Origin of the sequence: Paracoccus sp. Arc7-R13, from assembly GCF_004010775.1 — a bacterium.
GTDB classification, from domain to species: Bacteria; Pseudomonadota; Alphaproteobacteria; order Rhodobacterales; family Rhodobacteraceae; genus Paracoccus; species Paracoccus marcusii.
Map to the genome: position 1 here is coordinate 3,197,429 of NZ_CP034810.1, position 25,400 is coordinate 3,222,828.

Consider the following 25,400-nt stretch of genomic DNA (forward strand, 5'->3'; position numbering starts at 1 on the left):
CCATCCCAAGGAGAATACCATGTCCCAAGACCTGCACGGCAAGGTTGCCGCGATCACCGGGGCCGCATCGGGCATCGGGCTGGCAGCCACGCGCGCGCTGCTGGAGGCGGGCGCCCGCGTGGTGCTGGTCGACCGCAACGCCGACGCGCTGGACGCGCTGACGCGCGAACTGGGCGCAGACGCGATCGCCCAGGTCACCGACTTGCTGGACGCGGACAGCTGCAACGCGATGGTGCCGCAGATCCTGGACAAGGTCGGCCAGATCGACATCATGTTGTGCAACGCGGGCAGCTATATCGGCGGCGATCTGGTCGACACCAACCCGGCCGCCATCGACCGCATGCTGAACCTGAACGTCAACGCGGTGATGAAGAACGTCCATGCGGTGGCCCCCCACATGATCGAACGCGGCACGGGCGACATCATCGTCACCAGTTCCATCGCCGGACACGCGCCGATCCACGTCGAGCCGGTCTATACCGCGTCGAAATGGGCCGTGACCTGTTTCGTCCAGACCATGCGCCGCCAGCTGATGGGCCACGGCGTTCGGGTGGGACAGGTCTCTCCGGGGCCGGTCATCTCGGCCCTGCTGGCGGATTGGGAACCCGAACGCCTGCAGCGCATGAAGGATGCCGGCGCCCTGATCGAACCGGTCGAGGTCGCGGACGCGCTGATGTACATGCTGACGCGCCCGCGCAACGTGACGATCCGCGACATGATCGTGCTGCCCAGCAACTTCGACGTCTAGGCGAACGCCTCGCTGGTGGCGCGCGACAGGTGCCCCCCGGTGGGATCGCCCACCGGGACGCCGTCCTGCGCGATGGTCCGGCCGCGCAGCAGGGTGCGGACCGGCCAGCCGGTGATCTCCATCCCCTCGTAGGGCGTGTAATCGCAGCCGTGGTTCAGCTGCGCCTGCCGGATCGGCCGGGTCAGGGTCGGGTCCCACAGCGCCAGGTCGGCATCCGCGCCGATGGCGATGCTGCCCTTCTGCGGATAGAGGCCATAGAGCCGCGCGGGGTTGGTCGCGGTCAGCGCCACGAACCGCTGCAGGCTGATGCGCCCCTTGCCGACGCCTTCGGAAAACAGGATCGGCAGGCGGGTTTCGACCCCCGGAATGCCGTTCGGCACGTATTTGAACGACGATCGCGCGCGGGGCGTGTCCTTGCCCGTGGCGTCGATGCGAAACGGGCAATGGTCGGACGAGAAGATGTCGAAGGTCCCGTCCCGCAGCCCCTGCCAGATCGCCGCCTGGCTGTCCGCATCGCGCGGCGGCGGGGAACAGACGTATTTCGCGCCGTCGAAATCCATGTTCAGCCCGCGCAGGTCGTCGGCGGTCAGGGCGACATATTGGGGGCAGGTTTCGGCGTGAACTTTTAGGCCGCGGGCACGGGCCCACTGGATCTGCTCCATCGGGTCGCGGCCCGAGACATGGACGATCACCACCGGCACGTCGATCAGCTGGGCGTGGCTGATGGCGCGGTGCGTGGCCTCGCGTTCGGCGATCTGGGCATGGGCCTGACCGTGGTAATAGGGCGCGGTGCGGCCCTCGGCCTCCAGGCGGCGGGTCAGGTGGCGGATCGCGTCATGCCCCTCGGCATGGACCATGACCAGGGCGCGTTCGCGGCGCGCCACCTCGAACACGTCCAGGATCTGGGCGTCGTTCAGGACCAGGTCGTCATAGGTCATGAAGACCTTGAAGGACGTGTACCCTTCGCGGACCAGCGCCGGCAATTCCTGCCCCAGGACCTGAGGGGTTGGGTCGCTGACGATCAGGTGGAACGACACGTCGGTATGGCAATGCCCCTTCGCCTTCTGGTGGTACTCCTCGACGCAGGCGCGCAACGACTGTCCTTTGATCTGCAGCGCAAAGGGCAGCACGGTCGTGTTGCCCCCCGCCGCCGCCGACCGGGTGCCGCTGACGAAGCCGTCCGCCATGGTCGTGCCGTCCGAGGTGGGCTGGTCCAGATGCACATGCGCGTCGATCCCGCCCGGCAGGACCAGAAGCCCCGTCGCGTCGATCCGGTCGGCCCCGGTCAGCCCCTGCCCGATCTGCGCGATGCGCCCGTCGCGGATGCCGATATCGGCGACATAGCTGTCGGCGGCGGTAACGACCGTGCCGCCCGCAATGACCAGGTCCAGCCCGCTCATGCGACGATCCGGGCCAGCGCGTCGGTCAGGCGGTCGACCTGATCCAGCGTGTTGTAATGCACCATCGACACGCGCAGCACGCCGCCGTTCTGATCCTCGCCCAGATGCTCGACCAGGCGGCGCGAATGGAAATCGCCGAACCGCATGGCGATGCCGTGATCGTCCATCGCGCGTGCGACGGCGCCGGAATCGATGCCGTCGAACTTGAACGCGATGGTCGGCACGCGGGTGCTGTCGCGGTTGACCGATCCGCCGATGACGCGGCAGTCGTTGCGCGCTGACAGCCAGGCCAGCAGGCGGTCGGTCAGCGCATCCTCCTGCGCGGTGATCAGATCGAAGGCGGCCTCCAGCAAGGCGCGGTCGTCGCCCGTCGCGCCGTGGTGGCGGGCCAGCGTGGTCAGGTATTCAAGGATGCCGTCGGTGGCATAGGCGGCCTCATAGCTGGGATTGCCCGGCTCCAGCTTGGCCAAAACCTTATCCTTGCCATAGAAGTAATGGTACAGCCCGTCCAGTTCGGCCAGCAGGTCGTATTTCCCGTACATCAGCGCCCCGTGCGGGCCATAGGCCTTGTACAAGCTGAAGACATAGTAATCGACATCCCAGGCCTGAACGTCGATCAGCCGGTGCGGCGCATAGGCGACCGCATCGACGCAGATCCGTGCGCCGCGGTCATGGACGAAGCGCGCGAAATCCGCGACGGGATGCACCTGCCCCAGGATGTTGGACACATGCGTCACGCAGACCAGACGGGTGCGGTCGGTCATCAGCGGGGCCAGATCGGCCAGCTGCAGGTCCATTGTGTCCGCGTTCAGCGGCCAGACCTTGATGACGACGCCGAACTCCTGCAGCCGGGTCCAGGGACCGATATTGCTTTCGTGATCGGCCATGGTGACGATGACCTCGTCGCCCGGCACGAACTGGCGGCGCATGGCCTGCATCAGGTTGCCCATCAGCACCGTGGTCGAGGGGCCGAAGACGATCTCCTCGGGGCGGGCGGCATTGACCAGCGTCGCGGCGGCGCGACGGCCCGCCATCAGCGCCTCGGCCGCGGCCTGCGACACCGCATAGCTGCCCCCAATCTGGACGTTGCGGTGCGTCAGGAACTCGACCATGCGGTCCAGCGCGGGCTGAGCGATCTGCGCGCCGCCGGCATTGTCGAAGAACACCCAGTCCTGCGTCAGGCCGGGGAATTGGGACTGCACATAGGCCATGTCCAGCTGTGTCATCGGGGTCGTCCTTCAGTGGTTCAGCACGGCGCCCAGGAAATTGCGCGTGCGTGGTTCTTGGGGGTCGGACAGCACCTGCGCGGGCGGTCCCTGTTCGACGATCTGGCCCGCATCCATGAAGATGACGCGGTCGGCCACCTGGGACGCGAATCCCATCTCGTGCGTGACGACGATCATGGTGGTGCCCGTCCGGGCCAGATCGCGCATGACGTCCAGCACCTCGCCCACCATTTCGGGGTCCAGCGCGCTGGTCGGTTCGTCAAACAGCATCACCTGCGGCTCCATCGCCAGCGCCCGGGCGATGGCGACGCGCTGCTGCTGGCCGCCGGACAGATGCTCTGGGTACTTGTCGGCCTGGCTGGAAATGCCCACGCGGGCCAGCAGGCGGTCGGCCTGGGCCGCGGCATCCGCCCGCGTGGTGCGGCGCACGCGGCGGGGCGCCAGCATGACGTTTTCACGCACCGTCAAATGCGGGAACAGGTTGAAGGACTGGAACACCATACCGACCTCGGCACGCACGCGGGCCAGCGCACGGCCGGTGGTGACGGGGGTGCCGTCCACGCGGATCTCGCTTGCGGGGTCGAACCCCTCCAGGCGGTTGATGCAGCGGATCAGGGTCGATTTGCCGGACCCCGACGGGCCGATGATGCACACCACCTCGCCCTTGGCGACGTCCAGGTCGATGCCGCGCAGGGCCTCGAAGCTGCCATAGGATTTCCGCAGGTTGCGGATGCTGACGAAACCGGCCATCTCAGCGCCTCCGTGCCGCAAAGCGGCGTTCCATGCGCGACACCAGCGCGACCAGCGGCCACAGGAACGCGATGTAGATCACCGCGGCCACAATCAGCGGCGTGGGGTTCGCGGCCAGGGCCTGCGCCTGCGTCGCCTGTTTCAGCAGGTCGGGCATGGCCACGACCGATGCCAGCGCGGTGTCCTTGACCACGTTGATCGAATTGTTGGTCAGCGGCGGGATGACGATTCGCACCGCCTGCGGCAGGATCACGTCGGCCATGGTCTGGCGCCCGTTCAGGCCCAGGGCGGCGGAGGCCTCGAACTGGCCCTTGGGAATCGCCTCGATGCCGGCGCGAAAGATCTCGGCCGTATAGGCGCCCGACACCAGCGTCAGCGCGCTCATGGCGGATGCGAATGGCGACAGGCGCAGGCCCACGAAGGGCAGCGCGTAATAGACGATGATCAGCAGGACCAACAGCGGGATCGACCGGAAGGTGTCGATATAGAGCCGTGTCACGAACCGGACCGGGCCGGGCCCGTACAGCCGCGCCATCGCCAGCCCCAGGCCCAGCACCAGCCCCGCGACGATGCTGGCCGCCCCCAGCTGCAGCGTGATCCACAGACCCTGCAGCAGCATGGGAAAGGTCCGCCGCATCACCTCGGCGTTCAGGAAGGTGTCGAAGATATCCATGTGCATCCCTTCGGGTCCGGGACGGGCCCGGACCCGGCTGTCGGATCAGTTGAGCGTCGGCATCGGCAGGACGGTGACGGTGGACGACCCCGCATCGGGGGCGACGCCGAACCACTTCTCGTGCAGCTCGGCCACCACGCCCTCGGTCTTCAGCGCGTCCAGGATGGTGTTGACCTCGGTCGCCAGTTCGGCGTCCTTGGCGAACATCATCGAATACTTCTCTCCGGTCGGGATGCGTTCGACGACGGCCAGCTGCGGCTTGTCCTTGACGTAGTACTGCAGCGCCGGGATGTCCGACACGTACCCGTCGATCCGCCCCGCCTGCAGGTCCAGCATCGCGGGCGCCAGCCCCTCATAGCGGCGGATGTCGGCGAACCCGTATTCGGCCTGGTTCTCGGTCGCCCACATGTCGCCGGTCGATCCGGTGTCGACGCCGACGACCTTGTCCTTCATCTCGGCCAGCGATTTCGGCCCCTCGGCCAGGGCGGTCAGCGACTGGTCGCTGTCGTAATAGGGCTGGGCGAAGGTCACCGATTCCAGGCGTTCGTCGGTGATGGTGATGGAGCTGGTCGCGATGTCGATCCGCCCCGACTGCACGGCAGAGAACAGCCCGTTGAAGGGAATGTTCACCGTCTCGACCTCGGCGCCCATGCGGTCGGCCACGGCGGCGACCAGGTCGATCTCGAAGCCCACGAACTGGCCGGCATCGTCCTGGAACTCCCACGGGACGTTGCCGATGTTGGCGCCCACCGTCAGGGTCTCCTGTGCCGACGCGGCAAGGGCCGAACCGGCAAGCAGCGCCAGTGCCATGGTCGTGCGGCGCATCCTTTTTCCGTGCATCATCATCTCCCCGTCTTTATGATTCTGGATTGACCGGCCAAACCGGTCTGACCAGTATCAAGCCACGGGCCGATCCGGTTTGCAATGGCCGTGGTTCCTGTGCAGATGGATGGCGGACGGGATGCCGACGGAAAGGGCAATGCGCGGGTGATGTGGGACAAGGGACCGGTGACGCAGACCATCGCGCGTCGCCTGCAGGAGATGATCCGGTCGGGCGAACTCAAGGCCGGAGAGCGGCTGCCGTCGCAGCGGGTGCTGTCGGAACAGCTGAACGTGTCGCGCCCGTCGCTGCGCGAGGCGCTGCTGACGCTGGAGACGTTGGGCCTGGTCCAGACCCTGCCCGCACGGGGGACCTTCGTGATGGACCCGGCCACGCGGCCCGCTCAGACGACATGGCGCTATGACGATGCCCACGATCTGCGCGAGGTGTTCCAGACCCGCCTGCTGATCGAGGGAGAGCTGGCGCGGCTGGCCGCATCCGCCATCACCCCCGATGCGCTGGCCGGCCTGCAATCGGCCGCCGCCCAGTTCGAGAAGGCCTGGGCGCAGGGCGACCTGGTCGCCCATGTGGACGCGGACCTGGCCCTGCATCAAGGCATCGCGCAGGCCTGCCCGAACCGGATGCTGGCCACGTTGTACAGCACCGTCAGCCAGCTGCTGACCGAGACGCAGCGCCAGCCGATCCCGAACACCGACCCCGATCGCATGGCGCAGTCCATCGCCGAACACCGTGCCATCCTGGCCGCGATGGAACGGCGCGATCCCGACGCGGCGCAGGCGCATATGCGCGACCACATCCGCAACACCGCGCGCTGCGCGGGCGTGCAGATCTAGCGCCCCGAACGCTCTGCGCGCGCTTTTTGGCAAAACCCGCTTGACGGCCCTGCGCCAGTCTTTTAGATCGCCGCTACTCGTGGCGGAGTAGCTCAGTTGGTTAGAGCAGCGGAATCATAATCCGCGTGTCGGGGGTTCGAGTCCCTCCTCCGCTACCATTGAACTTCCAACGTTTTTTCTGTGTTAAGTGTTTAGCACTATAGAACAGTTGGGCGTTTAGTTGGGAGTCTTAGTTGCCTCCTCGTATATTTCCCGCTTCCGAATAGCTGAAATTCCCAGTGCTGAGTCGCGTTTGAGATAGTGGGAATCGAGAATCGCTTCGACTTGCTTCAGCCCGTGCCCGGTAATCGTTCCGATTTCAGGCGTGGTTGCGCCTGCCAGCGCAAGACGTGTGACAGCCGTGCCGCGCAGGTCGTGGAAGGTCAGCCCATCAATGCCAGCAGCAGCGCAGGCGGTGCGCCAGGACGATCGGAAACCCGACTCTGTCCATGACGCATTGCGCGATGTGGCAAGGATAGTGCTGATCGTCCGATCCGTGCTGTCGAGAATCTGCTTAAGAGGTTCGCCCACGGGGATAGATACACGGACGCCGGTCTTGCTCTGCCGCAGGCGGATCGTCTCGCCGTCATAGGCGGACCATTGAAGCCGCAATAGGTCGCCTTGCCGTTGCCCTGTCCACAGCGCCAACATGAACGCCAGCCCAATGTGCGATGGGGCCTTTTCTAGAAGACGCTTCTCGTCGTCGGTGGTCCAGATTGAGTCGATCCGTTTCGACCGATAGGTTTTGCCGGGGCGCTCGACGGGATTCATCGGCACAAGCCCACGGTCAAAGGCCCATGCGATAATCAGGGCAAGGACTGACAAGGCGTAATCGGCCTGTCGGCGGGATGACTGCGCCAAGCGGTCGCGCCAGTGCAGAAACTCGCCACGGGTTCGGCGGTCTGACAGCGCAGCAATCGGGAAGTCCCCAAAGTCGGTTTCGATCTTGCGGATCATGCGAACATAATCGCGCCGTGTCTTACCGCTAAGATCTTTGAAGCGGGCGCTTTGCTGGTAAGCGTTCAAGACGCTTTGCAGAGTGCCAGTAGGCTGCGCCTCATTTGCCGCAATCGCTTGATTGAAAGCTGCCAGAAATGCAGGCTCGCCAGGCTTGCCGGGAAGACGCGGGCCACCTTTCCAGGCGTAGTAGTAGGTGACAGAGGTGCCATCCGCGAGTTTCTTAGAAACCTTGTTAAGCCCTTTCATTCGAACTCGCATCGCGTTTGGCCTTCCATGTCTCGAATGGGTCTGAGACTGCGCCAGACGGGGCCTGCGCCCCCTGCACGCTAATTCTGATGGTGCCGTCAGGGGAAACCTCAACCGCCCCCACAGTCAAGCCTGCCGCCTGTGTGGCCTTTACGGCCCTCACGAGGTCAGTCTGCTTAAATGTGGAAGCGGCGCGGCCCATTGTCTTTAGCCCTTAAACCCTGACAGGCGAGCGCGCTCCTTGGCGTTCTCCTCGGCAATCTTCGCCAATTCGGCAGCCTCGGCCTCGCCCGCCTTTTCCTTGGCGGCGATCGCGTCGATCTCTTCCTTGGTGGCGTTGCGTGCAGAGCCCATCTCCATCAGCGAGCGCGCCTGGATCGGGGGCGAGTCGAAGGTCTCGCCGACTTCGACAGTGTGTTCTTCAGCGACGCCGGGAAGGATGATCTTCGTCAGAGCAGTGATCTTTGCCATTTCAGTTTTCCTTAAAAGCCGGACAGGCGGACGTGGACTGTGCCAGCCGATGCAGCAGCATCCGCCACGGCAACGCCCAGTTTCGTGTTGCCGCTGGCGGTGCTAGTCGCGAGTCCGGTTGCAGCGTTCCAATAGACGGCTGCGCCAAGCGCGAATGCGTTCGCAGCAACCTTGGGCAGTTCCCAGACGCCTTCTGTCGTGACGTCCACGGGGCTGGCGGCGATAGCATCACCTTGGGCAATGCCCCGGATTTCGCCAGCGATCACCACGCCGCCAGAGGCGACGGTAGCCGGGGCCGGGATCGTAATCGTGCGGCCCGGTTGGATGTAGTTGGTCGCCATTTTCATAGTCCTTTCGAGGTTGAGATTCGGATGCGCCCAGAGGTGCGCCCGCGCAGGGCAGCCATCTCGCGATCAAGGGCCACAAGCGTTCCTGGTCACCGATGCCTCTACTGATGTTGATTTCCACCCAGAACTGAGCCGGGTAAGCGCATAATTTCCACTGAGAAGTGAGCCATGTGAACCTTCCCCCATAGCGGTCAGCGGCGGGGGTAACGGAGTGATCCACATGGGGCTTTTGAACATCATCCGACGCATGCACTTGCGCGAGAAGCTGTCGATCCGCGAGATCGCTCGGCGCACGGGTCTTTCGCGCAATACCGTGTCAAAGCATCTGGCGGCGAACACGATCGAGCCAAAGTTTGCGGCGCCGGAACGTCCAAGCAAGCTTGACCCCTTCTCGGAGAAGCTGGCCGGCTGGCTGAAGACGGAGATCGGCAAGCCGCGCAAGCAGCGACGAACGCTGAAGCAGATGCACGCCGATCTGGTCAAGCTCGGCTTCACCGGATCCTACAACCGCGTGGCCGCCTTTTCGCGGGACTGGCGCGCGGACCGTCAGCGTGAGCAGCAGACGGCAGGACGGGGGACCTTTGTCCCCTTGTCCTTCAGTCCGGGCGAGGCCTTCCAGTTCGACTGGAGCGACGACTTCGCCATTTTGGGTGGAGAGCGTGACCCATGCTTCAGATGGCCCACATCAAGCTGTCGCACAGCCGGGCCTTTTTGCTGCGCGCCTATCTGCTGCAGACCCACGAGATGCTGTTTGACGCCCACTGGCACGGGTTCCGGGTTTTTGGTGGCGTGCCTGCCCGGGGCATCTACGACAACATGAAGACGGCAGAACGAAGGGCGGATTGAACACCAAGTTGCATGCTGTCACCGACGCCAAGGGACGGCCCTTAAAGTTCTTCATGACCGCCGGGCAGGTCAGCGACTACATCGGAGCCGCGGCCTTGCTGGGCAGCCTGCCCGGAGCCGAATGGCTGATTGCCGACCGGGGCTACGATGCCGACTGGTTCAGGGAAGCGTTGAAAGACAAAGGGATGAAGCCCTGCATCCCAGGCCGGAAGTCGCGCGGCAAGGCCGTCCGCTACGACAAGCGCCGCTATAAACGGCGCAACCGCATCGAGATCATGTTCGGCAGGCTCAAAGACTGGCGCCGCATCGCGACCCGCTACGATCGATGTGCAAAGACCTTCCTGTCAGCAGTCGCCCTCGCAGCTACCGTCATGTTCTGGCTTTGACGATCAATGAGTCTGGAGCCTAGGTCAGGCTGCCCGTTGTGGCCACCTGACCCTGACTTCTTCAAGTCGACGCTCCTATAGCAAGCCGTGGGGCATTATCGCGCTGCCTCCTTCCACGGCTGCACGGACTGCCCGCCGAAGATCGCTTCGCGCGGGAGTTGGAAGATGAAGTAAGGGTTCAGCGCCGGCAGCGCGCTGGCCTCCTCCAGCCGGGTCTGCTGCTCGGGCGACAATGCGACCTGCAGCGCCTCTATATTGTCAGTGACCTGCTCAGCCCGGCTGGCGCCCATCAGCAGCGTGCCGACACCCGGCCGCGACAGGACCCAGGCCAGCGCCGCCTGCGCCATCGGGACGTCCAGCTCGGCCGCCACCTCGCGCAGGGCGTCCACGACCCCGAAGTTGCGTTCGGTGAACAGCATGCCGCCATAGGGGTTGTCGCCGCTCAGCCGGTCGCTCTTGCCCGTTTCGGCATCCATGGCGCGGTCCGGCACTGCGGAGGTGCGACCGGCCTCGGCCAGCATCTCGCGCCCGTATTTGCCGGTCAGCAGGCCGCCGGCCAGCGGGCTCCAAGGCATGATTCCGAGGCCGAAATGCGCGGCCATCGGGGCGATGTCCAGCTCGACCCCGCGCTCGATCAGCGACCAGGCGCTCTGCAACCCGATCGGCCCCGGCAGACCATGCGCCGCGGCCAGCGTGGCCACCTTGGCGACATACCAGGCGGGCGTGTTCGAGAAGCCGTAGTAGAGGATCTCTCCGCGCGCGACCGCGGCGGCCAGCGTCCGCAGCACCTCTTCCGGCGGGGTCGTTCGGTCCCAGACATGCACCCAATAGAGGTCGATCCGATCCGTGCCGAGGCGCCGCAGCGAGCCCTCGATCCCGAGACGGATGTTGATCGCGCCGTTTCCGCCATGCAGCGGATGGCCCTGCGAGCGGGCAAAGCCGGACTTGGTGGACAGCACCAGCCGGTCCCTCAGCCCGCTGTCTGTCACGAACTGGCCCAGCATCCGCTCGCTGTCTCCGCCGCCATAGATGTCGGCCGTGTCGATGACATTGCCGCCTGCCGTCACATAGGCGTCGAAGATGCCCCGCGCCTCGGTCAGGTCGCTGCCCCACCGGCCCGCGCCGAAAGTCATGGTGCCAAGCGTCAGCGGGCTGACGATCAGCCCCGATCGGCCAAAGCTGCGGTAATCGGTCATCTGCATGGATCATGCTCCTCGCTGCGGTGATGCCGTGAGCGTAGAGCCGCGCGGCGCGGCCCATTAGCCGCTTTCCGTGGCATGAGCCTGTGAGTATCCTTCACAGATGATGCGGCAGAACCTCAACGATCTGGCGGCCTTTGCGGTCATCGCACGGACGCGCAGCTTCACGGCGGCGGCTGCGGAGCTTGGCGTGTCGCCCTCGGCCCTGAGCCACGCGATGCGCGCGCTGGAGGAACGGCTCGACCTGCGTCTGCTGGCGCGGACCACCCGCTCGGTTGCGCCGACCGAGGCGGGCCTGGCGCTGCTGGACCGCCTTGGTCCGGCGCTGGCCCAGATCGAGGCCGGTCTCGAGGCGCTGGCGGAATGGCGGGCCTCGCCTGCCGGGATTGTGCGGCTGACGACCTTCCACTGGCTGGCCTCGACGCTGCTGTCACGCAAGCTGCCCGGCTTTCTCAGAAGCCACCCGGGCGTCACGGTCGAGGTGAATGTCGATGACGGCCTGCGCGATCTGGTGTCTCTGGGCTTCGACGCGGGCATCAGGCTGGGCGAGAGCGTCGAACGCGACATGATCGCCGTGCGGATCGGCCCGTCGCTGCGCATGGCCGTCGTTGCGACGCCGGATCACTGGAACGCCCACGGCCGCCCCCGCCATCCGCGGGATCTGCTGGCCCATCCCTGCATCAGCTACCGCAACCTCGGCAACGGATCGTTGTTGCCATGGGATTTCGAGAAGGACGACAAGGAGCTGCGCATTCAGGTTCGGGGCCCGCTGGCCTGCAATTCGGCGGACTTGGCGCTTGCCGCGGTGCGGGCCGGCTGCGGGGCCGGCTGGACCGAACAGGAAGATGTGGCCGAGGACCTCGCCACCGGACGGCTGGAGCGGGTGCTGGACGACTGGTGCCAACCCTATCCCGGCGCCTACCTGTTCCACCCGAGCCGGCGACAGGTCCCCGCGCCGCTGCGCGCGTTGATCGACCATCTCAAGGAGTAGCGGGTCGGGGCTGCACCGCGCGAGGCCCCGCCGACCCGTTCAAATCGCCTGCCCGCCCGAGACTTCGATCCTATGCCCCGTGACCCACCGGTTGTTATCAGAAAGCAGGCTCGCAACCATCGAGCCAATATCGTCGGGGACACCCGCGCGGCCCAAGGCCGTCATTCCGGCATCGAGGTCGTTAACCTCTGCGTTGTCCCGCACAACGCCGCCGCTAAAATTAATCTCGATGGCGCCCGGCGCCACCGTGTTCACAGCGATGCCGCGAGGCCCAATGTCTTTTGCCAAATTGCGCGTCAGCACCTCGATTGCCGCCTTGGCCGCGACATAGGCGGAGAAACCCTCGACCGAAAACCGCGTGAGACCGGATGAGATGTTCAAGTTCCGCCCCCATCATCGATAAGCGCCCGCAGGGCCTGCGTCAGGAAGTCGACACCTTTGACATGCATGTCGAGGAGCGTGTCGAAATGCGCCTCGGTGGTCCTGGCGAATGGCATGAACTCGCCATGTCCTGCTCTGTTCACTAGATGATCAAAGCTGTCACAGCTCCAAACATCGCTTAGGGAGCACTGAAAATTGCTGGCAAACGTCGAAAACCTAGCCAGCTTTAAGACGTCCCGCATAATCGCTACGGCTTCGCTACCGATCGCCTTGATCTCCGCAACGACGTCCTCGGCCTGCGCAGCGTTGCTGCGGTTGGCCACAATGACATCGCCACCGCCGCGGACCGTGGAAAGCGCGGTGTTTTGGCCAAGGCCATGGTCGGCGCCTGTCATAAGTGCGATCTTGCTCATTTCTTGCTCATTATTGTCAGCGGATAGGAAGAAGATGAGCTATTGTGACCGGCGGTTGTTGCCTGTTTCTCGGGAAACTTTGCCTGGTCCACCAAAGTTCGGACAAAAACCTTGCTAGGGGGCGGGCCGTGATTGCTTGATGCTGCACGCATCTTTGGCTGGATTGTGCAATACTCAGCTTCCTCACCCTCGTTCGCCGCGATGCCGAGGCGCATGTCCACCGCTTCGGTCATCTCCGTCATCCTGCCGATTGATCGGCCGCAACGACAGGCAGGCATCCTGTCGATCGGTGGTTGGCTGAGGGCCGGAGGTGTGGCTGAAGCTTGCAAATCAGATCAGGGACAAGGCGACGGCCGTGTGGCATTTCGGGCGCCTGCGCCGGCTGGTGCGGACCGAGGCCGGGCTGGCCCCGCAGGTGCTGGTCAGCGTGGCCGAGATCCCCTGCGAGGATCAAGCCGGCGAGGGGCCGGCGGCGCAGATCACGATCCTGGGGATGGACCTGATGCGGCGGGTGATGGTGATCCATCGTCCCGCCGCCGAGGTGAGCGCCGCCGATATTGCCGCGGCACTGGGTAACGCACCCGGCCTGTGACAGGCCGGGTGCCGGGGCATCAGTGAACGACGCCGCTGCCGCCGGCGACGGCGATGTTGTAGGGCGTGCCCTCGACCTCGATCGTGCCCAGCTCGGACAGGTCGGCCGTGCTGACGCGGCGCACCAGCCCTGCGTTCGGATCGGTCACCACGACCTCGTCCCCGGCCATGGCGATGCGCGGGCGAGCATCGTTCCAGTGGCCGTCCATCGAATAGGGCTCGGTCACGCGGGCGGATTGCTCGATCTCGGCCGACAGCATGTTGATGCGATGCAGGCTGCCGTCCTCGGTCAGCACGAATGCGTTCGTCGGTTTGACCGGGTCCAGCGCGAAGTCGACGCGGCGGAAGAGCAGCGCGATGCGCGTGAAATGCGGCTCGTCGACCGGATCGATCACCACCAGCCCGTCGGGGCCGTGATTGCCAAGAAACATCTGGATTGCGTTCGAGCCGAGGATCGTGCCGGTGGTTACGTCTTGCGGCAGATCGGCCGGGTATTCCAGCATCCGGTATTCGACGCCGTCGCCCGCGGCCGTCGCGGTCAGCACGCCCTCGCGGCAACCGGCGACCAGATAAGCGCCCGAAAACGCCTCGCCATGGATCGCGGTGCAGGTGGCCAGATCGCCGGTGGCGCTGCCCTCGGCATCGAAGGCCTGCAGGCCGAGGCGGGGGACCGAGGCGTCGCCCGTGACCTCCTCGTCCGACGCCACTGTCGAGAGCCAGGTCCCGCCCATCGGCGCGACGAAGCCGTGATGGGCGCGGGCCTGCGGGAAGCGCTGCGGCGCGATCTCGCCGCTGGCCAGGGCGGCGCTGTCAAGAACCTCGGCATAGCCGCCGCGGTCGTAGTTGATGACGATCTTGCCGTCATGATCGACCAGGTGGAAGGGGCGCGGGCCGGTCAGCGTGGTCTCGATCGCCTCAGGATCGGTGACCGAGATGTCGGCGTGATCGCCGTGATCCTTGAAGGCGATGCCGCTGTTGAAGAAATGCACCGCGTCATCGTTGGACTGCACGGCGGCCACGACCGCGCCGCCGGCGACGGGGAACAGCTTGGTCTGGCCGGTCGTCTGAAAGCTCCAGCGGTTCTCGGGGTCCGAGAGGTCGATCGCGGTGACGCGGCCCTCCGCGTGATCGCCGACAAAGAGGCGATAAAGCGCCACGTCGCCGTCATGGGCGTGGTCATGGTCGTGGCTGTCCTGCGCCACGGCGGCGCCTGTCAGCATGAGGGCCAGCGTGCTGGCGCCCGCGAAGGTTCTGAACATGGGCGTTCTCCTTTGGTTGGAACGGGTCATTCTGCGGCCAGTGCCGCGGCGATGGTCCGGGCGTTGTGGCGCATCATCGAGAGGTAGTCGGGGGCCGGACCGTCCGGGCCCGACAAAGCGTCGGAGTAAAGCGTGCCTGACAGCGCCAGCCCGGTTTCCGCCGCGATACGGTCCAGCAGCCGGGTGTCGGCGATGTTCTCGGCAAAGATCGCGCGCGCATCGGTGTCGCGGATCTCGCGGATCAGGCCTGCGACATCGGCGGCCGATGCCTCGGCATCGGTGCTGACGCCCTGGGGCGACAGGAAGGCGATGCCGTATTCCTCCTGAAAGTAGCGGAAGGCGTTATGGGAGACGACGACGGTGCGGCGGTCCCGGGGCAGGGCATCGACCACCGCGCGGATCTCGGCGTCCAGCGCGACAAGGTCCTTGGCATAGCCGTCGGCATTGGCGCGGTAGGCCGGGCACCCCTCGGCATCAGCGTTGCAGAAGGCATCGGCGATGACCGCAACATAGGCGCGGGGATTCGGCACGGATTGCCAGGCATGGGGGTCATGAGCACCGGCATGCCAGATCGCCAGATCGCCGATATGGTGATAGTGCCCGCCCGCCGGGTCCTCCAGCACCTCGGCCGCGTCGGTCAGCGCGACGATGGCGGCATCCGTGCCGCTGGCGGCGATCAGGCGGTCCACGAACCCTTCAAGACCCAGCCCGTTCGTCAGCACCACATCCGCGCGGGCCACCGCCATCGCGTCGCGCGGGCGCGGCTCGTAGACATGGGCATCTGCGTCGGGGCCGACCAGCACCTCCAGTGTGATACGCTCGCCGCCGATCTGGCGGGCCATGTCGCCGATGATCGAAAAGGTCGCGACGACCTGCGGCGGCTCGGCTTGGGCAGCGGCGGCGGTCAGCACGAGGGCTGCGGCAGAGCGGAGGATCATGAGGCTTCCTTTTCCTTGGTTCAGGCGGTCCGGTGGCTGCGCCGCGGCAGGCGCGGCAGCAGCAGGCCGCGCGGGCCAGCCAGCACCGACAGCAGATAGATAGCCCCGGCCGACAGCGTGATCGACGGCCCTGAGGGCAGCGAGAGGTGATAGGACAGCAGCAAACCCGAGGCTGATGAGGCCGCCCCGATCCCCACGGCCAGCGCCACCATCGCCCGCACGGATTGGGTCCAGAAGCGCGCGGCGGCTGCGGGCAGGATCATCAGCCCGACCGCCAGCAGCGTGCCAAGCGCCTGAAACCAGGCCACGAGGTTCAGCACGACCAGCGACAGAAACCCGAAATGCACCACCGTCCCGATCCCCGACACAGATCGCAGGAACAGCGGATCAAGACATTCCGCCACCAGCGCCCGCCACAAGAGGCCAAAGGACAGCGCCGTCACCGCCAGCACCAGCCCGATCAGCACTAGCGCCGCATCGTCCAGCGCAAGCACGGTGCCGAACAGCACATGCATCAGATCGACGCTGGAGCCGCGCAGGGACACCATCACCACGCCGACCGACAGCGAGATGAGATAGAAGGCCGCCATCGAGGCATCTTCGTGCTGGACCGTCAGCCGCGCCACCGCGCCGGCGCCGACGGCCACCACCGCGCCCGCGATCAGCCCGCCAAGCGTCATGGGCCAGATCTGCAGCCCATAGATCAGGAACCCCGCCGCCGCGCCCGGCAGGATCGCATGTGCCATGGCATCGCCCGTCAGGCTCATTCGACGCAGCATCAGAAAGACCCCCACCGGGCAGGCCGAGAGCGACAGCATCAGGGCCCCCGCCAGCGCGCGCTGCATGAAAGTGAATTCGGCAAAGGGCGCGACAGCCAGATCCCACATCACGCGGCCTGCCATGCGCCGGTCGGCGCGCACCAGGGGGCGGTCTCGTCCCAAGCCTCCTGAAAGCTGCGGGCGCGGGCGATGTTGGCATCGGTCAGGACATCGGCGGTCGGGCCCCAGGCCACGGCACGCCGGGCCAGAAGCAGCGTCTGCGGGAAATGCGCGCGCACCAGCGCCAGGTCATGGGCGACGGTCAGCACGGTCCGCCCCTCGGCATGCCAGCGTCCAATCAGTGCGGTCAGGTCGCGGATGGTCCTGTCGTCGATGGCGTTGAACGGCTCGTCCCGCAGGATCAGGGCCGCATCCTGAACCAGCACCCGCGCGAACAACGTCCGCTGCAACTGCCCGCCGGAGAGGATGTCCAGCGGACGGTTCCGAAACCCCTCCAGCCCGACCTGGGCCAGGGCGTCCGTGACCCGCGCGCGGTCCTCGGTCCGGTGGCGGCCCAGAAGGCCGCGCCGCTGCCACAGGCCAAGCGCCACAAGATCGCGCACCCGCGCCGGGAAGGCCCGGTCCAGCTCGGAGATCTGCGGCAGATAGGCCAGCGCCTGCCGCCTTGTGCTGCACCGCCCGCCCATCGGGCCCAGCAGCCCTGCGATGGTCTTAAGGAGCGTCGACTTGCCCGATCCGTTCGGCCCGACGATCGCCGTCAGCGACCCGGGCGCGAAATCCCCCGTCATGTGGTGGATGGCGGCGTGGCTACCTTATCCGGCCGTCAGGTCGTGAAGTGCGACGGCGGAGCTGGCCGAAGATGATGGGTAAGGCGGCACGACGGGCGTCCTGTGATTTTGATATGTAATAGTATAACTTTTTTATGATGTGCAAGGGGGTGAAGCGTAGCAGCGATGTTAGTCGTCGACGAACTAGCACAATGTTTTCATCCAAGGTTGCCTTGATGCCGTGTGGCCCTCGGCCACTGCGCGTGACAAGCTCGGCCGATCGGTGCGCCGGAACTTGTCGTGGAACAGCGTCACCATCGATAACCGCGATCCTTACGTCCACCGCCTCTTCGTCGCTGCTGCAGCCCCAATCTCATCGGGTATTCAGAGCAGTAACTATCGGGTTGAGAAGGCTTTCATCATTGCGAAACTGGGATGCAGGGCCTTGCCCATGGGCATGTGAGCCCGGCCGGTATCCCCGCTCTGCCGACCGGGGCACTGCAGCGCGCAGACGTCCCAAGCCCCGGCCATTGTCCTGACGCGCCGAACAGATAGTCGTCGGCCGTGCCAATCATTCGTCCAGTCGATAACCTGTCATATCGTTAATCGATTGGATTGATTTATCGCAGCGTATCATGGTCACGCCAGTTCCCTATGCCGAGGCAGCCATGACCCAGACCCTTGTTCTTGTCTTCCACCCTGACCTAAGCCGATCCCACGCGAATGCCGCTTTAGCCAGTGCCGCCGGGACGGTGAATGGCGTGACCGTCATCGATATGACGGCGACGCGCACCGATGGCGGGGTCTCGTTTCCCGATGCCGACGCGCAGGCCGCGATGCTGATGGCCGCCGACCGGATCGTGCTGCAATTCCCGCTGCAGTGGTATTCGACGCCGCCCCTGCTGAAGGCGTGGCAGGACGCGATTCTGACGCGGATGGTCTATCTTGTCCCCGAAGAAGAGGGACGGCATCTTCGCGGCAAGCCGCTGATGCTGGCCGTGACGGCGGGCAACAAGGCCAGCGCCTATCGCCCAGGCGGCGCGAACCTGATGCCGCTCACGGATCTTCTGGCGCCGCTCTGGGCCACGGCCAACCGTTGCGGACTGGTCATGGACGCGCCGTTCTTCCTCTACGAAGCCGACCGGCTGACGCCGGCCGAGCGCGAGGCCGCCGCCGCCGATTATGCCACGGCGCTGGAACGCTGGATTAGCGCCACCACCCCGGCCGGGGTCTGAGCCATGATCAGGCAGCATGACACGCTTCGCGATCCGCATCGCGGCACACCCGTCTGGTTCACCCTGTCGGCTTGGATGCTTCCAGTGGGGCTGTTCCTGCAATTCCTGCTGGCCGGAGGGGCGCTGTTTCAGGATGCCGGGCTCTGGGGCCTGCACGGCACCGTCGGCGGCCTGCTGGCCGTTCCCGTGCTGGCGATGCTGGCCGGGGCATTGTGGGTCCGGCATCTGCGGGGCTTTGGCTGGTGGGCCGGGGTGATCCTTGTCCTTTACGGGGTGCAACTGGCCCTGGCCGCCGACGCCCAGCCGCTGCCCTTGGCCTTTCACCCGTTCAACGCCTCGCTGCTGCTGGCCGCCAGCCTTGTCCAGCTGGCCAAGGTCGAGCGGCGGCGCGCCCAGAACCATCACTTCAACGGAGACCAGTGATGACCCTTTCCAGACGCCAGCTGCTGCGCATGGCAAGCGGACTTGCCGCCGCGACTGTCGCAAGCTCGATGACGACGTTCCGTTCGATGGCCGACGGGGCTGGGACGCTCAGCTTTCTGTCCGGCCATTTCCGCCCCGTGGACAACGAAACGACGGCCTTCGACCTGCCGGTGCGCGGGGCGATCCCCAAGGCGCTGTCGGGGCGGTATTTCCGGAACGGCCACAACCCGCAGAACGGAGAGAACCCGGGTGCCTGGTTCTATGGCGCCGGCATGATCCATGGGCTGCGCATCGCGGGCGGCCGCGCCGAATGGTATCGCAACCGCTGGATCCGGACCCCCGCTCTGGAAGGCGCACCGCTGTTTCGCGAGGACGGTTCGATGGACCTGACCGCCAGCGCCGCCGCGACCAGCGTGATCGCCCATGCGGGCCGCATCCTGGCCCTGCAGGAAGTCAATCTGCCCTTTGAGGTCACCCCTGAACTGGAGACCCTGGGCGTCCATGATTTCAACGGCGCGCTCGAGACGATGATGACCGCGCATCCGCGTGTCGATCCCCGGACGGGCGAATTGCTGTTCTTCGGGAATTCGCCGCTGCCGCCCTTCCTGACCTATCATGTCGCGGATGCGAACGGGCGGCTAACTCACTCAGAGGTGATCGAGGGGCCGGCCGGCTCGGTGATCCACGACTTCGCGATCACCGAGAATTATGTCATCTGGTTCGACCCCAACGTGACGCTCGATCTGGGCAGCGGGCTACATTTCCCCTATACGTGGAACGACCGCTATCCTGGCCGGATCGGCATTCTGACGCGCGATCGGTCCAAGGGCGACATCATCTGGATCGACGTCGATCCCTATTATGTGCTGCATTTCACGAATGCATGGGAAAATGCGGACAGCACGATCACCGTTGAATGCCCGCATTTCGACAAAGCCAGTTGGTCGGCCGCCTCGGCCTTCATTGAGGGCGTATCGGGTCACGGATCGCTGCCGGTTCAGGGCAGCCGACGCTCGCGTTGGACAATCGACCTTGCCGCACGCACCGCCCGGTCCGAGATCAAGGACGAGACGACGATCGAGTTCCCCAAGATCAACGATGCCTTCACGGGCCACGCGAACCGCTATGCCTACGCGGTGTCCTTTCCGGGGCCGGGGCAGCAGACCTGCGGGCTGGTGAAATACGACATGCACAGCGACCGCGTGGACCGGCTGGTCCTGCCCGAGGGCGTCTATGCGGGCGAGCCTTGCTTCGTGCCCGATCCCGAGGGCCAGGCCGAGGATGACGGATGGCTGCTCAGCTTTGTCACCGACCTGCGCGCCAATATCGGCGAATTGTGGATCCTCGATGCGCGCGACATCCGCAAGCCCGTCGCCAGTGTCGAGATCCCGGTCTGGACCCCTGCCGGCGTTCACGGATCGTGGATCGACGACAGCGCGCTTTGAAAAGGCGCTCCGGGCACTGATCAACCCCGCCAGCGGCGCACATGATCCACAAGCGCGCGCAGCTTGGGGGCGATGTGCTGACGCTGCGGGTAATACAGCAGGAAGCCTGGAAAGGGCGGCAGATACGGTTCGAGTAGCGGCACCAACGCGCCGCTCTCGACATGCGGCCTGAAGCACTCCCACGGGCCGAAGGTGATGCCACCGTCGGCCAGCGCCATGCGGATCATCAGGCGCAGGTCATTCGTCGTCACCTGCGGCTCGACCGCGACGTCGAAGGGCTGTCCGTTCTCGACGAATTCCCAACGCCACGGCGCCGTGTCCGGCTTGGGCCGCCAGCCGATGCAGCGATGCGACAGGAGATCGCGCGGATGCTGCGGCGTGCTGCGGCCGTCCAGATAGCGGGGCGTGGCAACGGCCGTCTCGCGCTGCGCGCCGCCGATCGGCACGGCGATCATGTCCTGTTCGATCACCTCGCCCAGCCGGACCCCGGCATCAAAGCCATGGGCGACGATGTCGAATTCCTCGTCCGTGACGGTCACGTCCAGGATCACCTCGGGGCAGGCCTCGGCAAAGCGCGTCAGCAAGGGGCCCGACAGGAATTCCTCGGCGATCGAGGTCACGGCCAAGCGCAACCGCCCGCGCGCCACATCGTCCCGCATCTCGAGCGCGGTCATCACCGATGCCATCGGACCCCGAAGGCCCTCGACCAGCCGCTCTCCGGCCTCGGTCAGCCTGACGGAGCGCGTCGTGCGCGCCACAAGCTGCTGGCCGAGCATGTCCTCCAGACGGCGCACGCCTTGGCTGACGGCCGAGCGTGCGATCCCCAACCGGTCAGCAGCAGCGGTGAAGTTCCGCTCTTCGGCGACGGCCAGAAGAAGCGGCAGCAGGTTTAGGTTCATTGTTCAGATTTGCTTACCACCGCGTCCATCATCTGCATGATACCGAAACAGATCCGATGCGTCCATCCTGAAGGGACACACAAACCAAAGGAGGCAAAGGATGGACAAGGTCATTCTGATCACCGGCGCATCAAGCGGCATCGGCGAGGGGCTGGCCCGCGCGCTGGCCGGGGCTGGCGCCAAGGTTCTGCTGGGCGCAAGGCGAACCGACCGGCTGGAGGCGCTGGCCGACGAACTGCGTGCCAGGGACGCCGTGGTCAAGACTGCGGTGCTCGATGTCACCGACCGGGCGGACATGCAGGCCTTTGCGCAGCGTGCGCTTGCGCTTTGGGGACGGATCGACGTGCTGATCAACAATGCCGGGATCATGCCCCTGTCGCCCCTTGCGGCCTGCAAGTTCGAGGAATGGGACCGGATGATCGAGGTGAACATCAAGGGCGTGCTGTGGGGCATCGGCGCGGTGCTGCCCACGATGGAGGCGCAGGGTCACGGCCAGATCATCAACATCGGCTCGATCGGGGCGCTGCAATCGGTGCCAACGGCGGCTGTCTACTGCGCAACGAAGTTCGCGGTGCGGGCAATATCGGACGGGCTGCGTCAGGAAAGCAGCACGATCCGCGTGACCTGCGTCAATCCGGGCGTCGTGGAAAGCGAGCTGGCCTCGACAATCACTCATGCCGAGACGCGCGCCTTCATGGACACATACCGCGCCATCGCGCTGAAACCGGCGGACATCGCCCGCGCGGTGCGCCACCTGATCGAGGCGCCCGACAGCGTGGACACGTCCGAAATCACCATCCGGCCCACTGGGGCGACATGACCATGCCCCTCATCGCGCAGAGGCCGCGCCCCGCCCCATGGCAGGGCCGGATGTCCCGCAAGCCGCAGGAGCCCCGCAGATGATCGCCCTGGTGCTCACACTCCTTTCCGCGCTCGAGGCATCGCCCGCGACGCGGGCGGCAGAAATCCCGAACAGAACAGAGAAGACAGACATGCAGCAACATCCCTATATCGGCATGTGGGTCACCGCCGACGGACGCATCCGCCAAGAGCTTCTGGCGAATGGCCGATACGACGAGTCCCGCGGCACGCGACAAAGCGCCTATCAGGGCCGCTACGAGATCACCGGCAACCGGATCCATTACTGGGACGATACCGGTTTCGAGGCAGGAGGCACGTTCGTCAGCGACGATGAGCTGCATCACGCCGGAATGATCTTCTTTCGCCAGCGATGATCCGCAAGACGAAGCCACCGCGCCGACCGGACGCGGCCGGGATCGCCCCGACCGCGTCCAGCAAGACGGGCCTGCACATGATGCCGTGATCAAACCGCAAGATGTGCTTGAAAGTTCAAGGACGGAAACCTTCCCGACATTATTCCTGGTGGCGACCGGCAGCGGTCAGGGCCGCGACAATCGCATCCGCCTCGGCTGCCAACTGGGTCCGCGTCGGCGTGATCCCCAGAACCACCATCCGCCAGTAAAGCGGCGCGGGCAGCAGGTCCAATGCGAGATCGCGATCCAGATCGCCGGGCAGCTCGCCCCGGGCGATCGCGCGGTCCAGCAGAACCTGGGCGAGGTTCCGGCGCGATCTGGCCACCCTGTCGTTCAGGTCCCGCATCGCCGGCGACCGGGCGGCCTCGGCGTGAAGGTCGGGCAGGATGCGGCGGATCAGCGGATGACGCAGCACGGCCCGCAGGCGGATCAGAAAGGCCAGGACATCGGCCCGTAGGCTGCCGCGATCCTCGGGCATGGCGATCTGCACCCCAAGCGTCGAAACCGCAGCGGCGGCGAAGTCATGATGCGACGAAAACCGGCGGTAGATCGCCGCCTTCCCGGCCCCGGCCCGCGCTGCCACCCGCTCGAGGCTGATGGCCGCAAAGCCGCGCTCGGCCCATTCCTGGAAGAACGCGCGGTAAAGCGCCTCGGTCAGAGCGAGGCTCGGCACGGCCGCGCCTGAGGGCATCCGCTTGGCCTTTTGGACGGAACGGTTGCGTTCCAACGTTAGCCATCCTATATGGTCGATACGTTACCGTTCCGACCATAAGAGGTTTCGACATGAGCGACAAGTTCGACAGCTTCGCCGATCTTCTGCGCGCGGCGATTGGCCGCCGCCTGACCCCCGCGGACAACCTGTCCGAATTCTTCACCGAGGACGTCGTCTTCGAGTTCCCCTATGCGCCCGACGGGCTGCCGCGGCGGCTGGACGGCCGGGCGGCGCTGGAGGCGCATCTGGCACGGCTCGGCCCGCTTCTCAGCTTTGGTCCGATGCGGCTCGGCAGCGTCCATGCCGACGGCGACACCGTGATCTTCGAGTTCACGTGCCGCGGGACGGGCACGCGCACGGGGGCGCCCTACAATCAGGATTACATCTCGGTGGTCACGCTGCGGGACGGGCGCATCGCGCGCTATCGCGACTATTGGAACCCGCTGGCCGTGCTGACGGCCCTGGGCGGCCCCGAGGCCGCCTTCGCGGAGGCGGCGGCATGACGGCGCACGTCCTGATCACCGGCGGCCGGGGCAAAACCGGTCGGCGCGTCGCCGCGCATCTCGCTGCGCACGGGGTCGACGTCGTCCTCGGCACGCGCCGGCCGTCCGGGCCGCAGGACCGGCTGTTCGATTGGTCGGCCCCGGGCTCGGCCGCGGCCTTTGACGGATGCGAGGCGGCCTATCTCGTGGCGCCGACCGACCGCACCGACCATCTGGCCGTCATGGAGCCCATTCTCGAGGCGGCGATGCGGCGCGGCGTGCGGCGCTTCGTGCTGCTTAGTGCGTCGCTCCTCGAGGCCGGGGGGCCGATGATGGGGCAGGTCCATGCCTGGCTGGCCCGGAACGCGCCGGAATGGGCCGTGCTGCGCCCCTCGTGGTTCATGCAGAACTTTTCGGAAGGGCCGCATGCCGCAACGATCCGGGACGAGGGGGTGATCTATTCGGCCACGGGCACCGGGCGGGTCGGATTCATCGACGCCGAAGACATCGCGGCCTCGGCTGCGGCTTGCCTGGTCGCGCCGGCGCCCCTCAACGCCGACGTGGTGCTGACCGGGCCGGAGGCGCTGAGCTATGACGACACGGCCGCCCTCATCCCGGCGGCGCTTGGCCGGCCGGTGCGCCATGTCTCGCTGGAGCCCGCGGCGCTGACCGCGCGCTTCGTCGCCCAAGGGCTGCCGGCGGGCTATGCCCGGACGCTCACGGATCTGGACCAGGCCATCGCGGCCGGGGCCGCGGACGCGACGACGGACGGCGTCGAACGGATGACCGGCCGGCCCCCGGCCCCGTTCCGCACCTTTGCCTCAAAGGCCGCCGCAGGCTGGACCTGAGGGGCGGCCGACAGCCTCTCACGCCTCGCTTTCCGGGATCGTGATGGAATTGCGCAGGTCGAACAGGCCCTTGGTGAAGCTCTGGACCAGCTTGGCGCGCTGGTTGTCGGGGCGGAACAGGAGCAGGCTCTTGAAGGCGATCCTGGGGGGGAACGGGCGCAGGATCAGCCCCCTCTCGACGAAGCCCTCGGTCGCCAGGGGGTTCACCAGGCCCACCGCATCGCCCGACAGCGCCAGCGCGCAGATGGTCGAGGAATTGGGCGTCTCGATGATATAGTCGGGCGTCACGCCCGCCTGCATCAGGGCAGCGTCGAAGCGGTGGCGCGCCCGGTCCTCGGGCGTGAGGCCGATCAGCGGCACACCGGAAAGGTCGCCCGGCGTTACAGCGGGCAGCCGCGTCAGGCGGTGATCGGCTGGCATCGCGATGACCCCCGCGAAGCTGGCGAAGACCTGCGCGTCGACGCCCGAGCGGTCGATTTCGTCGGCGGCGAGACCCAAGTCAAGCTGGCCCTCGGCCACCATGTTGCGGATCGCGGCAGACCCCGCGACCTGCAAGGTGATCGGCACCTTCGGATGAACCAGCCGGAACTGCTGGACCGCGCGCGGCATCAGCGTCAGGGCCAGCGCCGAGAGCGTGCCGATCCGGATGACGCCAGAGCCGTATTCGCGGATCGAGGCCGCCGCCGAGCGCAGGCGATCAAGGCCGCGATAGCTTTCGCTGACCTCGCGGAAGAACAGCTGCCCCTCGGGCGTCGGCACAAGACGCCCGCGCACCCGGTCGAACAGGGCAAAGCGCAGCGACGCCTCGAGGTCGGCGATGCTGCGGCTGATTGCGGGCTGTGTCACCTGCAGAAGTTCGGCGGCCCGGACGGTCGAGCCCGAGATCATCACCGTATGAAACGCCTCCAGCTGACGAAAATTCATCCCATTACCTCAGCGCATAGACCCATGCCGTCCCATCAGTTGTTTAACATCCCGTTTCGGGTTTGTCTTGATCA

The 25,400-nt window shown here is 66.0% G+C and carries 28 protein-coding genes, 1 tRNA gene and 3 pseudogenes; 14 read left to right on the top strand and 18 right to left on the bottom strand.

The window, feature by feature from the left end:
- Positions 1-19 precede the first annotated feature (19 nt).
- Positions 20-748, top strand: a complete 729-nt coding sequence (locus EOJ32_RS15880) for an SDR family oxidoreductase (RefSeq protein ID WP_046001279.1) — start codon at positions 20-22, stop codon at positions 746-748.
- On the opposite strand, the gene hydA is transcribed toward EOJ32_RS15880, so the two are convergent.
- From hydA to EOJ32_RS15905, 5 genes are read right to left on the bottom strand one after another with little or no spacing between them, the layout of a single operon-like run.
- Positions 745-2,148, bottom strand: a complete 1,404-nt coding sequence (gene hydA, locus EOJ32_RS15885; RefSeq protein ID WP_127899190.1) for a dihydropyrimidinase — start codon at positions 2,146-2,148, stop codon at positions 745-747. The genes EOJ32_RS15880 and hydA overlap by 4 nt on opposite strands.
- Complete coding sequence (locus tag EOJ32_RS15890; RefSeq protein WP_240542450.1) at positions 2,145-3,374, bottom strand: cysteine desulfurase-like protein; 1,230 nt, start codon at positions 3,372-3,374, stop codon at positions 2,145-2,147. Before EOJ32_RS15890 ends, hydA begins: the two co-directional genes overlap by 4 nt.
- A 12-nt stretch (positions 3,375-3,386) precedes the next feature.
- A complete protein-coding gene (locus tag EOJ32_RS15895; protein ID WP_127899191.1) occupies positions 3,387-4,124 on the bottom strand; it encodes an amino acid ABC transporter ATP-binding protein in 738 nt (245 codons plus the stop codon).
- A gap of 1 nt (position 4,125) precedes the next feature.
- The gene (locus EOJ32_RS15900; RefSeq protein WP_127899192.1) at positions 4,126-4,797 is read right to left on the bottom strand and encodes an amino acid ABC transporter permease; all 672 of its coding nucleotides are present in this window, start codon (positions 4,795-4,797) and stop codon (positions 4,126-4,128) included.
- Positions 4,798-4,842: 45 nt separating this feature from the next.
- Positions 4,843-5,622 (bottom strand): ABC transporter substrate-binding protein, encoded by a 780-nt coding sequence (locus tag EOJ32_RS15905; protein WP_164871455.1) that lies wholly within the window; start codon positions 5,620-5,622, stop codon positions 4,843-4,845.
- A gap of 99 nt (positions 5,623-5,721) precedes the next feature.
- Here EOJ32_RS15905 and EOJ32_RS15910 point away from each other — a divergent pair, with 99 nt between their 5' ends.
- Together EOJ32_RS15910 and EOJ32_RS15915 are read left to right on the top strand one after the other, a co-directional pair.
- Positions 5,722-6,471, top strand: coding sequence for a FadR/GntR family transcriptional regulator (locus tag EOJ32_RS15910; RefSeq protein WP_239441311.1), 750 nt, complete (start codon positions 5,722-5,724; stop codon positions 6,469-6,471).
- Positions 6,472-6,552: 81 nt separating this feature from the next.
- A tRNA-Met gene (locus EOJ32_RS15915) sits at positions 6,553-6,629 on the top strand.
- Positions 6,630-6,687: 58 nt separating this feature from the next.
- Here EOJ32_RS15915 and EOJ32_RS15920 read toward each other — a convergent pair.
- From EOJ32_RS15920 to EOJ32_RS15935, 3 genes are all read right to left on the bottom strand, one after another.
- Positions 6,688-7,716, bottom strand: coding sequence for a tyrosine-type recombinase/integrase (locus EOJ32_RS15920; protein WP_240542451.1), 1,029 nt, complete (start codon positions 7,714-7,716; stop codon positions 6,688-6,690).
- Positions 7,717-7,923: 207 nt separating this feature from the next.
- Entirely contained in the window at positions 7,924-8,187 is a 264-nt protein-coding gene (locus EOJ32_RS15930) for a hypothetical protein (protein WP_127899195.1), read from the bottom strand.
- Between the two features lie 11 nt (positions 8,188-8,198).
- Complete coding sequence (locus EOJ32_RS15935; RefSeq protein WP_240542452.1) at positions 8,199-8,528, bottom strand: DUF2190 family protein; 330 nt, start codon at positions 8,526-8,528, stop codon at positions 8,199-8,201.
- A gap of 226 nt (positions 8,529-8,754) precedes the next feature.
- Between EOJ32_RS15935 and istA the strand changes: the two are divergent.
- Positions 8,755-9,371 (top strand): annotated as a pseudogene (istA, locus tag EOJ32_RS15940) (IS21 family transposase); the annotation flags it as partial.
- Positions 9,359-9,766: pseudogene (locus tag EOJ32_RS15945) on the top strand (IS5 family transposase); the annotation flags it as partial. The pseudogenes istA and EOJ32_RS15945, both read left to right, overlap by 13 nt.
- 95 nt (positions 9,767-9,861) lie before the next feature.
- On the opposite strand, the gene EOJ32_RS15950 reads toward EOJ32_RS15945, so the two are convergent.
- A complete protein-coding gene (locus EOJ32_RS15950; protein WP_127899197.1) occupies positions 9,862-10,968 on the bottom strand; it encodes an aldo/keto reductase in 1,107 nt (368 codons plus the stop codon).
- A gap of 100 nt (positions 10,969-11,068) precedes the next feature.
- Here EOJ32_RS15950 and EOJ32_RS15955 point away from each other — a divergent pair, with 100 nt between their 5' ends.
- The gene (locus EOJ32_RS15955) at positions 11,069-11,956 is read left to right on the top strand and encodes a LysR family transcriptional regulator (protein ID WP_127899198.1); all 888 of its coding nucleotides are present in this window, start codon (positions 11,069-11,071) and stop codon (positions 11,954-11,956) included.
- A 39-nt stretch (positions 11,957-11,995) separates the two neighbouring features.
- Here EOJ32_RS15955 and EOJ32_RS20710 read toward each other — a convergent pair.
- Together EOJ32_RS20710 and EOJ32_RS15965 are read right to left on the bottom strand one after the other, a co-directional pair.
- Positions 11,996-12,750: pseudogene (locus EOJ32_RS20710) on the bottom strand (SDR family NAD(P)-dependent oxidoreductase).
- Entirely contained in the window at positions 12,747-12,983 is a 237-nt protein-coding gene (locus EOJ32_RS15965) for a hypothetical protein (RefSeq protein ID WP_127899199.1), read from the bottom strand. Before EOJ32_RS15965 ends, EOJ32_RS20710 begins: the two are co-directional and overlap by 4 nt.
- A gap of 122 nt (positions 12,984-13,105) precedes the next feature.
- Between EOJ32_RS15965 and EOJ32_RS15970 the strand changes: the two genes are divergently transcribed.
- A complete protein-coding gene (locus EOJ32_RS15970; RefSeq protein WP_127899200.1) occupies positions 13,106-13,342 on the top strand; it encodes a hypothetical protein in 237 nt (78 codons plus the stop codon).
- Positions 13,343-13,361: 19 nt separating this feature from the next.
- Here EOJ32_RS15970 and EOJ32_RS15975 read toward each other — a convergent pair whose 3' ends face one another.
- From EOJ32_RS15975 to aztA, 4 genes are read right to left on the bottom strand one after another with little or no spacing between them, the layout of a single operon-like run.
- On the bottom strand, positions 13,362-14,600 hold the full coding sequence (locus EOJ32_RS15975) for a metallochaperone AztD (RefSeq protein ID WP_127899201.1): 1,239 nt from the start codon (positions 14,598-14,600) through the stop codon (positions 13,362-13,364).
- A gap of 26 nt (positions 14,601-14,626) precedes the next feature.
- A complete protein-coding gene (gene aztC / locus EOJ32_RS15980; protein ID WP_127899202.1) occupies positions 14,627-15,538 on the bottom strand; it encodes a zinc ABC transporter substrate-binding protein AztC in 912 nt (303 codons plus the stop codon).
- Positions 15,539-15,558: 20 nt separating this feature from the next.
- Complete coding sequence (gene aztB, locus EOJ32_RS15985) at positions 15,559-16,425, bottom strand: zinc ABC transporter permease AztB (protein ID WP_127899203.1); 867 nt, start codon at positions 16,423-16,425, stop codon at positions 15,559-15,561.
- Positions 16,425-17,105, bottom strand: coding sequence for a zinc ABC transporter ATP-binding protein AztA (gene aztA, locus EOJ32_RS15990; protein ID WP_127899204.1), 681 nt, complete (start codon positions 17,103-17,105; stop codon positions 16,425-16,427). The genes aztB and aztA overlap by 1 nt, the downstream gene beginning before the upstream one ends.
- A gap of 647 nt (positions 17,106-17,752) precedes the next feature.
- Here aztA and EOJ32_RS15995 point away from each other — a divergent pair.
- Genes EOJ32_RS15995 through EOJ32_RS16005 form a run of 3 tightly spaced genes read left to right on the top strand, consistent with a single transcriptional unit; the run spans position 17,753 to position 20,187 of the window.
- Positions 17,753-18,319 (top strand): NAD(P)H-dependent oxidoreductase, encoded by a 567-nt coding sequence (locus EOJ32_RS15995; RefSeq protein WP_127899205.1) that lies wholly within the window; start codon positions 17,753-17,755, stop codon positions 18,317-18,319.
- Positions 18,320-18,322: 3 nt separating this feature from the next.
- Entirely contained in the window at positions 18,323-18,742 is a 420-nt protein-coding gene (locus EOJ32_RS16000) for a DUF6220 domain-containing protein (protein WP_127899206.1), read from the top strand.
- Positions 18,742-20,187: a carotenoid oxygenase family protein gene (locus EOJ32_RS16005; protein ID WP_205963159.1), complete on the top strand. Its 1,446-nt coding sequence runs from the start codon at positions 18,742-18,744 to the stop codon at positions 20,185-20,187. The genes EOJ32_RS16000 and EOJ32_RS16005 overlap by 1 nt, the downstream gene beginning before the upstream one ends.
- Positions 20,188-20,207: 20 nt before the next feature.
- Here EOJ32_RS16005 and EOJ32_RS16010 read toward each other — a convergent pair whose 3' ends face one another.
- A complete protein-coding gene (locus EOJ32_RS16010) occupies positions 20,208-21,086 on the bottom strand; it encodes a LysR family transcriptional regulator (RefSeq protein WP_127899207.1) in 879 nt (292 codons plus the stop codon).
- Between the two features lie 100 nt (positions 21,087-21,186).
- On the opposite strand from EOJ32_RS16010, the gene EOJ32_RS16015 reads away from it, so the two are divergent.
- Both EOJ32_RS16015 and EOJ32_RS16020 read left to right on the top strand, forming a co-directional pair.
- Positions 21,187-21,906 carry an SDR family oxidoreductase gene (locus tag EOJ32_RS16015; protein ID WP_127899208.1) on the top strand — a complete coding sequence of 240 codons (720 nt, stop codon included), beginning with the start codon at positions 21,187-21,189 and terminating at the stop codon, positions 21,904-21,906.
- Between the two features lie 79 nt (positions 21,907-21,985).
- Positions 21,986-22,321: an Atu4866 domain-containing protein gene (locus EOJ32_RS16020; protein ID WP_164871456.1), complete on the top strand. Its 336-nt coding sequence runs from the start codon at positions 21,986-21,988 to the stop codon at positions 22,319-22,321.
- 139 nt (positions 22,322-22,460) lie between these two features.
- Here EOJ32_RS16020 and EOJ32_RS16025 read toward each other — a convergent pair whose 3' ends face one another.
- Positions 22,461-23,051 (bottom strand): TetR-like C-terminal domain-containing protein, encoded by a 591-nt coding sequence (locus EOJ32_RS16025; protein ID WP_127899210.1) that lies wholly within the window; start codon positions 23,049-23,051, stop codon positions 22,461-22,463.
- Positions 23,052-23,143: 92 nt separating this feature from the next.
- On the opposite strand from EOJ32_RS16025, the gene EOJ32_RS16030 reads away from it, so the two are divergent.
- Both EOJ32_RS16030 and EOJ32_RS16035 read left to right on the top strand, forming a co-directional pair.
- Complete coding sequence (locus tag EOJ32_RS16030) at positions 23,144-23,575, top strand: nuclear transport factor 2 family protein (RefSeq protein WP_127899211.1); 432 nt, start codon at positions 23,144-23,146, stop codon at positions 23,573-23,575.
- The gene (locus EOJ32_RS16035) at positions 23,572-24,402 is read left to right on the top strand and encodes an NAD(P)H-binding protein (RefSeq protein WP_127899212.1); all 831 of its coding nucleotides are present in this window, start codon (positions 23,572-23,574) and stop codon (positions 24,400-24,402) included. The genes EOJ32_RS16030 and EOJ32_RS16035 overlap by 4 nt, the downstream gene beginning before the upstream one ends.
- A gap of 18 nt (positions 24,403-24,420) precedes the next feature.
- Here the strand turns inward: EOJ32_RS16035 and EOJ32_RS16040 are convergent, their stop codons facing one another.
- Positions 24,421-25,326 (bottom strand): LysR substrate-binding domain-containing protein, encoded by a 906-nt coding sequence (locus EOJ32_RS16040; protein WP_127899213.1) that lies wholly within the window; start codon positions 25,324-25,326, stop codon positions 24,421-24,423.
- Positions 25,327-25,400: the final 74 nt, after the last annotated feature.

Bases quoted from the DNA above. Each gene is read 5' to 3' on its own strand.
- EOJ32_RS16005 (WP_205963159.1), top strand. From the start codon at position 18,742: ATGACCCTTTCCAGACGCCAGCTGCTGCGCATGGCAAGCGGACTTGCC.
- hydA (WP_127899190.1), bottom strand. From the start codon at position 2,148: ATGAGCGGGCTGGACCTGGTCATTGCGGGCGGCACGGTCGTTACCGCC.
- EOJ32_RS16020 (WP_164871456.1), top strand. From the start codon at position 21,986: ATGATCGCCCTGGTGCTCACACTCCTTTCCGCGCTCGAGGCATCGCCC.
- aztA (WP_127899204.1), bottom strand. From the start codon at position 17,105: ATGACGGGGGATTTCGCGCCCGGGTCGCTGACGGCGATCGTCGGGCCG.
- EOJ32_RS16035 (WP_127899212.1), top strand. From the start codon at position 23,572: ATGACGGCGCACGTCCTGATCACCGGCGGCCGGGGCAAAACCGGTCGG.
- EOJ32_RS16030 (WP_127899211.1), top strand. From the start codon at position 23,144: ATGAGCGACAAGTTCGACAGCTTCGCCGATCTTCTGCGCGCGGCGATT.
- EOJ32_RS16010 (WP_127899207.1), bottom strand. From the start codon at position 21,086: ATGAACCTAAACCTGCTGCCGCTTCTTCTGGCCGTCGCCGAAGAGCGG.
- EOJ32_RS15895 (WP_127899191.1), bottom strand. From the start codon at position 4,124: ATGGCCGGTTTCGTCAGCATCCGCAACCTGCGGAAATCCTATGGCAGC.
- EOJ32_RS16015 (WP_127899208.1), top strand. From the start codon at position 21,187: ATGGACAAGGTCATTCTGATCACCGGCGCATCAAGCGGCATCGGCGAG.
- aztB (WP_127899203.1), bottom strand. From the start codon at position 16,425: ATGTGGGATCTGGCTGTCGCGCCCTTTGCCGAATTCACTTTCATGCAG.
- EOJ32_RS15920 (WP_240542451.1), bottom strand. From the start codon at position 7,716: ATGAAAGGGCTTAACAAGGTTTCTAAGAAACTCGCGGATGGCACCTCT.
- EOJ32_RS15995 (WP_127899205.1), top strand. From the start codon at position 17,753: ATGACCCAGACCCTTGTTCTTGTCTTCCACCCTGACCTAAGCCGATCC.
- EOJ32_RS15935 (WP_240542452.1), bottom strand. From the start codon at position 8,528: ATGGCGACCAACTACATCCAACCGGGCCGCACGATTACGATCCCGGCC.
- EOJ32_RS15880 (WP_046001279.1), top strand. From the start codon at position 20: ATGTCCCAAGACCTGCACGGCAAGGTTGCCGCGATCACCGGGGCCGCA.
- EOJ32_RS15950 (WP_127899197.1), bottom strand. From the start codon at position 10,968: ATGCAGATGACCGATTACCGCAGCTTTGGCCGATCGGGGCTGATCGTC.
- EOJ32_RS15975 (WP_127899201.1), bottom strand. From the start codon at position 14,600: ATGTTCAGAACCTTCGCGGGCGCCAGCACGCTGGCCCTCATGCTGACA.
- EOJ32_RS16000 (WP_127899206.1), top strand. From the start codon at position 18,323: ATGATCAGGCAGCATGACACGCTTCGCGATCCGCATCGCGGCACACCC.
- EOJ32_RS15900 (WP_127899192.1), bottom strand. From the start codon at position 4,797: ATGGATATCTTCGACACCTTCCTGAACGCCGAGGTGATGCGGCGGACC.
- EOJ32_RS16040 (WP_127899213.1), bottom strand. From the start codon at position 25,326: ATGAATTTTCGTCAGCTGGAGGCGTTTCATACGGTGATGATCTCGGGC.
- EOJ32_RS15890 (WP_240542450.1), bottom strand. From the start codon at position 3,374: ATGACACAGCTGGACATGGCCTATGTGCAGTCCCAATTCCCCGGCCTG.
- EOJ32_RS15905 (WP_164871455.1), bottom strand. From the start codon at position 5,622: ATGCGCCGCACGACCATGGCACTGGCGCTGCTTGCCGGTTCGGCCCTT.
- EOJ32_RS15930 (WP_127899195.1), bottom strand. From the start codon at position 8,187: ATGGCAAAGATCACTGCTCTGACGAAGATCATCCTTCCCGGCGTCGCT.
- EOJ32_RS15910 (WP_239441311.1), top strand. From the start codon at position 5,722: ATGGCCGTGGTTCCTGTGCAGATGGATGGCGGACGGGATGCCGACGGA.
- EOJ32_RS15955 (WP_127899198.1), top strand. From the start codon at position 11,069: ATGATGCGGCAGAACCTCAACGATCTGGCGGCCTTTGCGGTCATCGCA.
- EOJ32_RS15965 (WP_127899199.1), bottom strand. From the start codon at position 12,983: ATGACCGAAGCGGTGGACATGCGCCTCGGCATCGCGGCGAACGAGGGT.
- aztC (WP_127899202.1), bottom strand. From the start codon at position 15,538: ATGATCCTCCGCTCTGCCGCAGCCCTCGTGCTGACCGCCGCCGCTGCC.
- EOJ32_RS16025 (WP_127899210.1), bottom strand. From the start codon at position 23,051: ATGCCCTCAGGCGCGGCCGTGCCGAGCCTCGCTCTGACCGAGGCGCTT.